10 protein-coding genes and 1 tRNA gene are annotated in these 12,193 nt (G+C 47.3%); 1 reads left to right on the top strand and 10 read right to left on the bottom strand.

The genetic code is table 11. The features are described 5' to 3' along the window. Positions 1–27: 27 nt before the first annotated feature. Positions 28–2,322 (bottom strand): ATP-binding protein, encoded by a 2,295-nt coding sequence (locus CRG97_RS00375; protein WP_098741254.1) that lies wholly within the window; start codon positions 2,320–2,322, stop codon positions 28–30. Positions 2,323–2,685: 363 nt separating this feature from the next. On the opposite strand from CRG97_RS00375, the gene tadA reads away from it, so the two are divergent. Continuing rightward, entirely contained in the window at positions 2,686–3,180 is a 495-nt protein-coding gene (gene tadA, locus CRG97_RS00370) for a tRNA adenosine(34) deaminase TadA (protein ID WP_098741253.1), read from the top strand. A gap of 77 nt (positions 3,181–3,257) precedes the next feature. Here tadA and CRG97_RS00365 read toward each other — a convergent pair whose 3' ends face one another. The 9 genes from CRG97_RS00365 to guaB form a co-directional block, all read right to left on the bottom strand. Beyond that, positions 3,258–4,343, bottom strand: coding sequence for a hypothetical protein (locus tag CRG97_RS00365; RefSeq protein WP_098741252.1), 1,086 nt, complete (start codon positions 4,341–4,343; stop codon positions 3,258–3,260). Between the two features lie 307 nt (positions 4,344–4,650). Next, entirely contained in the window at positions 4,651–4,800 is a 150-nt protein-coding gene (locus tag CRG97_RS00360; RefSeq protein ID WP_098741251.1) for a small acid-soluble spore protein P, read from the bottom strand. A 106-nt stretch (positions 4,801–4,906) separates the two neighbouring features. Beyond that, positions 4,907–5,248: a hypothetical protein gene (locus CRG97_RS00355; RefSeq protein ID WP_076326361.1), complete on the bottom strand. Its 342-nt coding sequence runs from the start codon at positions 5,246–5,248 to the stop codon at positions 4,907–4,909. Positions 5,249–5,417: 169 nt separating this feature from the next. Beyond that, positions 5,418–5,506: transfer RNA gene (locus CRG97_RS00350), tRNA-Ser, on the bottom strand. Between the two features lie 72 nt (positions 5,507–5,578). After that, the gene (gene serS / locus CRG97_RS00345; RefSeq protein ID WP_098741250.1) at positions 5,579–6,862 is read right to left on the bottom strand and encodes a serine--tRNA ligase; all 1,284 of its coding nucleotides are present in this window, start codon (positions 6,860–6,862) and stop codon (positions 5,579–5,581) included. 189 nt (positions 6,863–7,051) lie between these two features. Beyond that, positions 7,052–7,639 carry a pyridoxal 5'-phosphate synthase glutaminase subunit PdxT gene (gene pdxT / locus CRG97_RS00340; RefSeq protein ID WP_098741249.1) on the bottom strand — a complete coding sequence of 196 codons (588 nt, stop codon included), beginning with the start codon at positions 7,637–7,639 and terminating at the stop codon, positions 7,052–7,054. A gap of 15 nt (positions 7,640–7,654) precedes the next feature. Then, entirely contained in the window at positions 7,655–8,536 is an 882-nt protein-coding gene (pdxS, locus tag CRG97_RS00335; RefSeq protein ID WP_071221106.1) for a pyridoxal 5'-phosphate synthase lyase subunit PdxS, read from the bottom strand. 163 nt (positions 8,537–8,699) lie between these two features. Then, on the bottom strand, positions 8,700–10,118 hold the full coding sequence (locus tag CRG97_RS00330; RefSeq protein WP_098741248.1) for a D-alanyl-D-alanine carboxypeptidase family protein: 1,419 nt from the start codon (positions 10,116–10,118) through the stop codon (positions 8,700–8,702). 152 nt (positions 10,119–10,270) lie between these two features. Beyond that, positions 10,271–11,728, bottom strand: a complete 1,458-nt coding sequence (gene guaB / locus CRG97_RS00325) for an IMP dehydrogenase (RefSeq protein ID WP_076326357.1) — start codon at positions 11,726–11,728, stop codon at positions 10,271–10,273. Between the last annotated feature and the right edge of the window lie 465 nt (positions 11,729–12,193).

Here is a 12,193-nt window from a genome sequence, read left to right as displayed (position 1 = left end):
ATCCCCTTATCTGTAACTACTTCTTGCTTAATTCTCAATAGCATTCGGCTGAACTACAGGCAGAACTATACTCACCTTCGTGCCCACACCTACTTCACTCTCGATTTCCATCATACCCCGGTGACCCTGAATAATACGCTGGCTTACCATCAATCCTAGCCCTGTGCCCGTCTCCTTATTCGTAATAAACGGTTCGCCAAGATGCGGCATCAGATCTTCCGGAATGCCCTGCCCTTCATCCCGAATATCGATCTGTACCCATTCGCCCTTCGGCCTTGAAAGCTCAATCCAGATACTGCCGCCATCGGGCATCGCTTCAATCGCATTCTTGAGCAAATTGATAAACACCTGCTTGAGCTGGTTCTCCTCACAGTGTACGTAGGTAAGTTCATCAGTAAATTTCAATTTGAACTCGATGCCGTACAAATGGGCTTGGCTGTCGAGGAATGAAATGACATCTCCCATGATGAGTCGTACATCCCTCTCTTGGAAATGAATCGCCTGCGGCTTCGCTAATATCAGAAATTCACTGACAATGAGGTTAATTCGATCCAGCTCCGACAGCATCAGATCAATATGGTCCGGATTAACCTTGTGGGTCTGCTGTTGAAGCTGCAGAAATCCACGGAGGGTCGTAAGCGGATTCCGGATCTCATGAGCAACGCCAGCAGCCAACTGGCCAACGGTATTGAGTTTCTCCGAACGACGCAGCAGCTCCTCGATCCGATTGCGTTCCGTCACATCCCGAGACACGCTAATCATGGAGGTGACCTCACCGTTCTCATCATGCACCAGCGAGGTGCTAATACTGACCTCGATCGTGCTTCCATCTTTGTGAAGACGGATCGTCTCCACCGGAGGAAGCCGTTCCCCGGCCCGCAGGCGACGGATGCGCTCCTTTTCTTCTTCCTCTTTGGCCGGAGGCACAAGTGCAGGCTTCCGTCCAACCACTTCGTTCGCTTTCCAACCATACAATTGCTCAAACGCTTTATTCACACTAATAACCCGTTCATAGGTATCGGTTGTATGAATGGCATCGGCTGTCTGATTAATGACCGACTCCAGATATTCCTTAACGGACTGATTCTCATCGACCATTTGCTTCAACTGGCTCGTATAGTTGCCCAGATTACGTGTCATCGCATTGATTCGACCCGCAAGCTGCCCCAGCTCGTCCCGGCTGCTTACCTCCAGCCTTCGATCAAAGTGACCATCCGACACATCGTTTACCGTCCCCAGGATGGCCTGAATCGGCTTGGTAAAATACCCCGCAACAATATAACTGCCGAATATCACGATTTCCAATAAAACCAATGAGATGGCCACAAGACTGATCATCTGCTCCCTCATCACGGAAGAGATGGCTTCATAATCCATGACGACACTGATGACACTGGTCGGTTTATTTTCGGTTACGATGGGGATGAAGCTTTTTAGCACCTTCTTGTTATTGATAGTACTGACAAACACCACATTATCGCCGGTAGAAACGGCCTTCTGCACAGCTTCCGCATCTTGGTCCAGGCTCCCATAGTCGTAGGTGCCGAATGTAATTGGTCGATTGCGAAGCTTGTGGTGAACATCATCCGTTCCATCTTCTCTCATATATTCATTGCCAAACGTTTCAGGGTTGATTCCTGTTACTTCCAATATTCGCGGATTCGACTTCAAGGTCTCCTTCACAACCGTATCCGGACTTGTAATCTTCACAAAGTCCTTGATATTCGAATTCCTTATGTAGGGATCAATAATATAATTGCGCTTGCTATCGTAATAGTATCCCCATTTATCAATGAATTCCGGATTGGATGTGGAGAACTCAAACGGTCCTGACCAAAAATGATCGGCGCGCTGACCCTCGGTAACGGAGACGACTTTACCATACTGGAACAATTCCAGAAAAGCCGTATGCCAGTACCCCCAGTTCTTTGTTGAAAGGCCGATTTCATCTGGAGTGGAGGATCGGGCAACAACGACATCATCATTCGTCCGGACCAATAGTGATATGTGGGTGACGCCGATCTCTTTACTCAATTCCACCAATTGCTGATTGGTTATATTGTTAATATCCGGATCCAAAGCTTTTGCCGCATTGACCGCGGCTACCTTCAGCATATCACCGAATATATTATCCACATATGCAGAACTAAAGCCGGTTTGCTGGACCGTGATGGCGATCTGAGTAGCGGCCATCACCATTTTGGTTTCACTATCCTGCTGCAAATTTTCCTGGGTGGTGTAATAGTTCAGCGTAATGTTGAGCAGAAGAATAAATAATACCGATATGGACATGATCATCGATAATTTCGTCTTAATCGACAAGTGGCATCTTCACCTTTCTGCTGTCACATAGACGACTTGCGAATCTAATACCCTCATGATACCTTGATCACGAACGTTTGAAAAGACAAGCGGCTTTACGGCTATATGGTTTTTTTCCACAATCGCATTGCTATTGAAATAGGGAATCCTTACAATATAAGAGGCCATTCCCGGTAAAACAAACAACGTATCCACAGATTGCGCACAAATACACAACTTATCTGTGGATAATGTGCATAACTTTGTGCATAATATTTTAGTTATACACAATTCTGTCCACAACATGTTAACAAACGAATAAATGTTCGTTGAACATTGGGTATAAATACAGGGTTTTAACGGGCTGTGAAAGGAGACTTTAGTTTGATATCAAATTCAATAGACCCACTGACTGTGGATAACGATAATCATGAACGCTGGATGAGAGAAGCCATCGCAGAAGCACGGAAAGCCGAAGAACTCGGCGAAGTTCCTATCGGCGCTGTCATCGTGCGGGGTGATGAGGTTATTGGCCGTGGATACAATTTGCGTGAAACGACTTATGATGGGACGGCCCATGCCGAGATGGTGGCTATCCGTGAGGCAAGCAAACATCTTGGAGCATGGCGGCTGCTCGACTGCCGATTGTACGTGACGCTGGAGCCCTGTCCTATGTGTGCGGGTGCTATCGTCCAATCCCGGGTCCCACAGCTGATCTATGGCACTAGCGATCCCAAAGCCGGCTGTGCCGGCACACTGATGAATTTGCTTCAAGAACCACGTTTTAATCACCGTACTAACGTGGTTGAAGGCGTGCTGCAGGAAGAATGCGCATCACTACTCACTCAGTTCTTCCGACGTTTGCGCGGGAAAATATAATCTTTGTAGAGTAATATGTATAGAAACGTAAAAACCCGGCCATGATGGCCGGGTTCTGTTGTCTGCGATGAATAATATTAATAAGTGCCCATTTGGCTCATGGATTCCTCAAATTGCTCCATCGTGATGACATCAGCATCTTTTGGAATACCGATTTTGAACTCTTGTTTAGCGTTGATGTTGTTGTATTGGGTGCTACCCTTCACAGCCAACTTCACGTTCTCATTCGTTTCTGGATCATTGAAATCAACGTTCAACACAACATCCTGATATGCAGGGAAATCCTTTTTATCGATAGCCGTGTTGATGTTGAAAGTGTTGATCTTCAGATACTTCTGCATCTCTTCCAAGCCCGCTTTGAATTCGTCTTGGTTAACGTTGGATACTTCAGCTTTAGCAGCGTCGATATCTTCTTGGGTCAGACCGAGCAATTCGCGGTACTCGTCTTTAGCTGCAATGTCAACAACCTTAGGTGCAACCTTGTTTACCATAATATCCAATGCTTCATTCAGGTTATCATTGGTTACAAAGAATTGAACAACTTGTTTGGCATCCACGCCTTCTGGAAGGCCAGCATCTTTAACATTGATCTCTTTGAAGTATTTCGCTTGGTCATATTCACTCAGCAAAGCTTCAAGGATTTCGTTTACGAATTTTTGGGATTTCTCGGTATCCAGGCTTTCCGGATTAAATGTTTCACCGGATTGCTCAGCAAGCTCTTTCATATCCATAACGAGGAACTTACCAACAACGTCCTCTGGGAATGGCAGCATTGGAATGCTTGGAATCTTAACGTAGATTTTCTCTTTCGTCATCACCATATCAATATTGAAGGACATTGCCATGTCACCCTTCAGATTGATACCCATGTTCATCTCGGTTTGCATTGGATCCGCTTGGTAGATACCGTCCAGCGTAACCTCTGCATTCTTCAGCATCGTCATTGCCTGTGTTACGCTTGGATCGCCTTCAACTGCAGGTATGTTAACTTGAAGGTCTTCAATGACAAATTTACTCTTCATTTCGTAGGATGTCATCTTCATCGCGTTCGTAGCAGCATTCGTCATCGCTGCCTTAGGCTCTTCTTTTTTGGCGCAGCCGGAAAGTACAACTGTCACTGTGAGCAGCAGTGTCAGCATGATAGCTGCAAACTTCTTGTTCATTAAAATTTCTCTCCCCTCTAACAGTCAAAAAAATAACAGACCTTCTAATCATAAACCATTTAACCAAAATGAGAAACACTTTCTGGAATATTTACTGAAATTTTATTTCCTTTCTTTTTCCATCCATCTTAAATTCAAACTTCTTAACATGCGAATAAGGTGGGGCCCCAAAATATTATACTTGAACACTAATACGGAAGTTGGACGCAAAAGGTTTCAGAACGAAAAAAAGAACTTCCTGTCGAAATACAGGAAGTTCCCTCGATTCTTGCTTTCTAGCCTCTCCGTATTTGGCTCCTACAGGCTTCTAGCCCTCCGGATTGAAATGTCCATCCTGTTTACGGATCTTCGCTCTGTGCGAGCCTGACAGCGGCTCCTGGCCGCCACGGTCATGATCCTTGCGCTGCTTCGGCTGCTCCTGTGCTTCCGGTACCGGAATCGCCTTTGGTTTGCTCATCTGATAGCCCTCCATTTCATGGATCACAACGATGTCCTACGCCTATCCTACCTTTGATGTCCATATCATGAAGGACAGTATGGAAACTGTCTCACTCATTCATGGACTAGTGATGCGTGATTTGCTGCAGCGTTTGGGCACACTCATGAATATGGCGCGTATAATCGCCCACCATGCCCTGAATGTTCTCATTACGCTCATCCGTCGTCGCACCCTCACGCTCTACATCGACCAGATCGACCTTCACTTCCCGCGAATCCACATACGTGCATTGAAAATCAAACGAATAATCCTGGCGACCTGCTGCATCAATGTGAATGCGGATGGCGTTCGGATCCCCTTCGTCTGCTGCCACTTCTGCGCGATCCCCCGGCTTTAATATGGTGGACAGCCTTTCCTGCCAGGCATTGACCAGCGTCGACTGATCTACATTCAGTTCTGAGTTCATGTTCACACCTCCCCTTCTCTATAAATTGCGATAACAGGGGATGTTTTATACAGCCGCCTCCATAAAGCAGAAACCTACTGAAGAACAGTACACTCCATGCATTCCTCTAGTAAAAAAGGCAATAAAAAAACCGATTCCTTAAAGGAAACGGTTTGCGTTTGAATATGTATGGCGGAGAGGATGGGATTCGAACCCATGTGGGCTTGCACCCTAACGGTTTTCAAGACCGCCCCGTTATGACCGCTTCGGTACCTCTCCACGTGGTAATGATTCATGCAAATGAATCACGTGCAAAAATCATTATACCACAAGGCAACCTATTTTATCAACTCATTTTTTCTGTTCGATGATACTAACATTCCCCATGTACGGGCGAAGTACTTCGGGAATAACTATGGATCCGTCAGCCTGTTGATAGTTCTCCAGAATCGCAGCGACGGTACGGCCTACTGCGAGCCCGGAACCATTCAAAGTGTGGACAAATTCCGGCTTGCTCTTCGGTTCCGGACGGAATCGAATGTTGGCACGGCGAGCCTGGAAGTCCCCGATATTCGAACATGAGGAGATTTCACGATATACGCCGCTCTCTGGAAGCCAAACTTCCAGATCGTATGTCTTCATGGATCCAAAGCCCATATCCCCGGTACAGAGAGCCATGACGCGATAAGGAAGATTCAGCAGCTGAAGCACACGCTCCGCATCGGCCGTCATCTTCTCAAGCTCTTCAAAAGATGTTTCCGGATGTACAATCTTCACCATCTCAACCTTGTTGAACTGATGCTGACGAATGAGCCCCCGTGTGTCACGCCCTGCCGCGCCGGCTTCCGAACGGAAACATGAGCTGTACGCCACGTAATATTTAGGCAGATCCTCACTATTTAAGATTTCCTCGCGATGGTAGTTCGTCACAGGAACCTCAGCGGTTGGGATCAGATAGTAGTCGGTATCGCTAATTTTGAATAAATCCTCTTCGAATTTAGGCAGCTGTCCTGTTCCGTACAAGCTGTCCCGGTTGACGATATATGGAGGCAGCATTTCCTCATAGCCGTGTTTGTCGCTGTGCAGATCCATCATAAAACTGATCAAGGCCCGCTCAAGACGAGCACCCAAACCTTTGTAGAACGTAAACCGTGAACCCGTTACCTTCGCACCTGCTTCAAAATCCAAAATACTCAGATTCTGAGCAAGCTCCCAGTGGGCCTTAGGCTCGAAATCGAAAGCTTTTGGCTCCGACCAGCGGCGGATTTCCACGTTCTCCTCCTCCGAAGCGCCAACCGGCACACTCTCGTGAGGGATATTCGGAATCGCCAAAGTAAGCTCGGATATGCTGGCTTCCAGCTCACGAACTTCCTCATCCATCGCTTTAATCTGGTCTGACACTTGTCGCATTTCCAGAATCAGATCATCGGCATTCTCACGATTCTTCTTCAGCTTGGCTACTTCAGCCGACACGGTGTTGCGGCGATTCTTCAAACTTTCGCTTTCCTGCAGCAATTCCCGGCGCCGGGCGTCAAGCTTAGGAAAATCCGCAATCAGATCGAGCGATTTGCCTCGATTCTTCAGCGCTTCTTCTACACGACTGTACTCGCTGCGCAATATTTTTACGTCTAACACGGGAAACCCTCCTAAAGTAAAACATCCATCAAGTATATCGAAGCAGCTGCCCTATATGTTGATAAAAAGCCTTGGGACAAGGCTGCATTTTACGTTATTTCATACGATACATCTTATTGTATTTCAGCGAAAAAGACAACTTGACTCCCACATACTGCCAAAGAGTCAAGATGTCTTCTACTGTAACTATTACGTCTGTGGTGCCGTAGACTGGGATCGAACCATCTCCACAAAATATTGATGAAGTCGATAATCGTCCGTCAGCTCCGGATGATAGGAAGCTGCGAGCAGATGCCCCTGTCTGGCTGTGACGATCTCATCCTTATAAGTGGACAGGACCTCAACGCCCGCACCCACTTCCAGAATGAGCGGCGCACGGATGAAGACAGCCCGTACCGGTTCCTCGATTCCTTTTACAGGCAAATCGGTCTCGAAGCTTTCACGCTGACGTCCAAATGCATTCCGCGCCACCGTGATATCCATCAGCTTCAGGTGAGCCTCTTCGTCCCCTTGAATTCGCTCAGCCAGCACGATCAGTCCGGCGCATGTTCCGAATATCGGTTTACCCTGGGCTGAGAACTGACGAATCGGATCCATAAAATCATACTTGCGCATCAGCTTGCCGATGGTGGTGCTCTCGCCGCCAGGGATGATCAAGCCGTCAATGCCGTCCAACTGCTCGACCTTCTTAATCAGCACCCCCTCGGCACCAGCAAGCGTAATGCTCCGTATATGCTCTGCAACGGCACCCTGAAGTGCCAGTACGCCGACCTTCATGTTACCCCTTCTCTCTTACCAGCCGCGATCCTGCATGCGCTCAGCTGGACTAAGCTTGGATATCTCGATGCCTTTCATCGGAGTACCCAGGTTCTTGGATACTTCAGCAATCAATTTATAATCATCATAATGCGTAGTCGCCTCAACAATCGCACGAGCGAACTTCTCAGGGCTGTCCGATTTGAAAATACCGGATCCAACAAAGACCCCGTCAGCGCCTAAATGCATCATCAATGCGGCATCTGCAGGTGTTGCCACACCGCCAGCTGCAAAGTTAACGACAGGCAGCTTGCCTGTCTCATGAATGCCCTTCAGGAGGTCATAGGAAACACCGAGGTTCTTCGCTTCCGCATACAGCTCGTCCTTCGACATGTTACGAACTTTACGGATTTGACTGTTGATGAGGCGCATATGGCGAACGGCTTCCACGATATTACCTGTTCCCGGCTCGCCTTTCGTACGGAGCATGGATGCACCTTCACCAATACGACGAAGCGCTTCACCGAGGTCCTTCGCACCGCATACGAACGGTACCGTGAAATCCCATTTATCGATATGGAACACTTCATCCGCCGGAGTCAGCACTTCACTCTCGTCGAGATAATCCACGCCAAGAGATTCAAGCACTTTCGCCTCGACATAATGACCGATACGAGCTTTGGCCATAACTGGAATGGATACAACTTTCATGACTTCCTCAACGATGGTTGGGTCAGCCATCCGTGCTACTCCCCCAGCAGCGCGAATATCGGAAGGAACGCGCTCCAGCGCCATAACTGCCGTTGCACCGGCAGCTTCAGCGATCTTCGCTTGTTCCGCATTCATGACGTCCATAATGACGCCGCCTTTTTGCATTTCCGCCATACCTCTTTTTACAGTTGATGTTCCTGTTTCCATGTCCCCTAGCCTCCCGATTATATGTTGTATCTCATCGCCATTACAGCATTCCCTGGCGATCTAGTCTGTACCTGTATAGGTGCATGCTTGCAATGAATCTAACTTGATATTTTACCGCATCAAAATCAAATACACAACCCATTTACTCGGAATTTATCGGCGGTTAGAAAAGATTTTTGATGGAATCAAATAAATCGGCGAAAAAGTCTCCAATCGCCCGCAGGAACAAACTGAACCAGCCTGCCTTCTCAACTTCCTCCGCGGTGATTAGATTCACCGTTTCGGTCTGGGTGTCCTTCATACCTTCTATTTTATATGTGTAGGTCACCGTACCAACCTTCGTATCCTTAGCAACAGGAGCTGTCAAGCTGGAGGAGTCCTGCTTGGCTTCAAAGGTAATGTTCTTGCCTGTCGAGCCTTTAGGTACAACAAAAGTGACTGCTTTATCGGTTACGAGTGCAGCTTCCTTGCCTTTACCCTTCTTTACTTCGACGTTTTCAAAGCCTTGCACGGTTGCACCGGCAGTTTGAACTTCCTTCACTTCGAAGTTGTCAAAGCCGTAATCAAGGACTTTTTTGGACTCTACAAAACGGGCTCCTTCGGATTTCGTACCCATGACCACACTAATCAGTCGCATGCCATCACGCTCAGCGGTGCCCGCGAAGCAATACTTAGCCGCATTGGTATGACCTGTTTTTAAACCATCCAATCCTTCATAAGCATATTTCTTGAAGTTGGTAATATCTTTATTGGCTTCAAGCATCCAGTTATAGTTGATGATCGGATTCGTATCCCGATCCCGGAATTTGTGGGATTGTATAGCTGTAAATCTTGCAAAATCAGGGTGATCCTCGACGATAAATTTGGCAAGCAAAGCTGTATCCATTGCCGACATAACCGTTTCCTTATCCTCTTCAGGACGATATTTCTCGGGCATATCCGCACGGCTGAGGCCTGTAGAATTGATGAAAAAAGCCGTTTTCAAGCCCATCTTTTTCGCCGTATCGTTCATCATGGCAACAAACTCTTCTTCGGAACCAGCCACATGTTCAGCCAATGCTACCGTAGCATCGTTCGCTGAACCAACAGCCATAGCTATGTAGAGCTCTTCCACTGTATGTTGGTCACCCTCAGCCAAGAATATCCGTGAGCCTACCGTTTTAGCTGCATTTTCTTTTACAGTAACCTCGTCATCCCAAGCTAATTCGCCTTGCTTTACTTTTTCTGCCACGATATATTCCGTCATCATCTTCGTCATGCTCGCCGGTGGTAATGCCTCATCAGCATTAACGGATAGTAGGACCTGTCCTGTTGATGGCTCTATCAGTACGGCAGAGCTTACTTCCAGTCCAAGCTGATCAATCGATGGCACTTTATCCGGCTTCGCATTATTTGTTGTCGCCTTCTCGGTTGTCGCTTTGTCCTCTGTGGCGTTCGTTGTATCCGCTGTTGCCAGCATATTAGGTGCCGCGAGTGAAACCGCAGGTGCAGCAGAGAAACAAAGTATATTAAACAGCATCAAGGATGCCAACGTTCTTTGAATGCGTTGCCGCTTATTCTTCTTTACAGACGTGTCTATCAATGGAACTACTCCCCTCTAATTCTCAATAAGTCATTAACTTGTTCTATTCTATCATAGGGGGGGTATCAAAAAAAGACAAGCTAGATGAATTTCATCCAGCCTGTCCAGGAAATAAATGACATATATTGTTTATCCTTGTTCTTTCGAATGAATTACAAGGAATAGTTAGGTGCTTCTTTGGTAATTTGGATATCATGCGGATGGCTCTCGCGAAGTCCTGCGCCAGAGATACGGATAAACTGGGTGTCCGTCCGTAGTTCCTCCAGGTTTTGCGTACCACAATAACCCATGCCGGAGCGCAATCCACCGATCAGCTGATGGATGGTATCTGCCAAAGGCCCTTTGTAAGCAACACGACCCTCGATACCTTCCGGGACCAATTTCTTGTCGTCATCTTGGAAATAACGATCTTTACTGCCTTGTTTCATGGCAGCAAGGGAACCCATACCGCGGTAAGCCTTGAAACGGCGTCCTTGATAGATCTCAGCTTCGCCTGGGCTCTCCTCCGTACCAGCAAACATGCTGCCCAGCATAACGGCATTTGCACCGGCTGCGATCGCCTTCGTAATTTCGCCTGAGTATTTGATACCGCCATCTGCGATAATCGGGACTCCGTACTCCTTAGCAACCGTTGCACAGTCATAAATTGCTGTGATTTGCGGTACGCCAATCCCGGCAATGACACGGGTCGTACAGATCGATCCAGGCCCAATTCCGACTTTAACGACGGATGCACCGGCTTCGATAAGCTCTCTTGTGCCCTCACCTGTAGCCACGTTACCAGCGATAATCGTCAAATCCGGATACACTTCGCGCAGTTTGCGAACGGAGTCAATGATATTGATGTGATGACCATGGGCAGAGTCAACGGTAATGACGTCTACGCCAGCTTTCACAAGCGCCTCTGCTCTTTCGAAGGTATCCTTGGAGATTCCGATCGCTGCACCTACAAGCAGGCGACCCTGGGCGTCCTTCGCTGCTCTAGGGAACTGAATCGCTTTCTCAATGTCTTTAATGGTGATAAGTCCTTTAAGAACATTATCATCGTCTACCAAAGGCAACTTCTCAATCTTATGCTTCTGCAGAATCATTTCGGCATCTTGAAGAGTCGTTCCGACCGGAGCTGTCACCAGATTCTCGCTGGTCATCACTTCACTGATTACCGTATTGTAGTCATGAACAAAACGAAGATCACGATTCGTCAAAATCCCGATCAGCTTATTGTTCTCATCTACGATCGGTACACCGGAAATCCGGAACTTACCCATGAGCTCCTCTGCATCGGATACAAGATGATTAGCATGGAGGGAGAAAGGATTCGTAATAACACCACTTTCCGAGCGTTTAACCCGATCTACCTCTTCTGCCTGTTGCTCAACGGTCATATTTTTATGAATAATGCCGATTCCGCCTTCTCTAGCAATGGCAATTGCCAAAGGAGCTTCCGTTACGGTGTCCATCCCAGCACTGATGAGCGGGATGTTTAATTTCACATGCTCGCTCAATTTGGTGCTAACATCCACTTCTTTTGGAAGTACCTCGGATTTTCTAGGAACCAACAATACATCGTCAAAAGTGAAGCCTTCCTTGCTAAACTTATCTTCCCACACCTGGGTTATTCCTCCTTTTTGTCGTCTTCCTGCGGACTACAACTACTGTCAGAGCTGGACCGGACGGCATTTTCAAGTATTTTCAGAAATATATTATTGCCATCTTAGCAAAGGGCCCATAGGCTGTCAAGGATTGAAATTCGCCCTTTGCCTGAAGTTCGCAAGTATCCATCCAGCGCGTTATCCTGTCCCTTAGGAATGGACAAACGGACTGAGTTTCTTCTATTAAATGGAGAATCACCCACGTTTAAGCCTCGTCTGCCAATATGCCAATCCCTTAAGGCATTTCCTAGAGGTTCAATGAATAGCTGTCGTTTAGTATCACCCAACCTGGTACGAGATAGTCTCGATTCCATAAATACATGTTATTGAATATAGGAAAAGACCGTCATCGATCACTCGATAACGGTCTTTATGGTTGTTCGCTTGGCGACGTCCTACTCTCCCGGGACCCTTCGGTCCAAG

The organism is Paenibacillus sp. EZ-K15, assembly GCF_002573715.1.
In the GTDB taxonomy this organism is placed as follows: Bacteria; Bacillota; Bacilli; order Paenibacillales; family Paenibacillaceae; genus Paenibacillus_AQ.
This window is presented reverse-complemented; position numbering and strand designations above follow the sequence as displayed.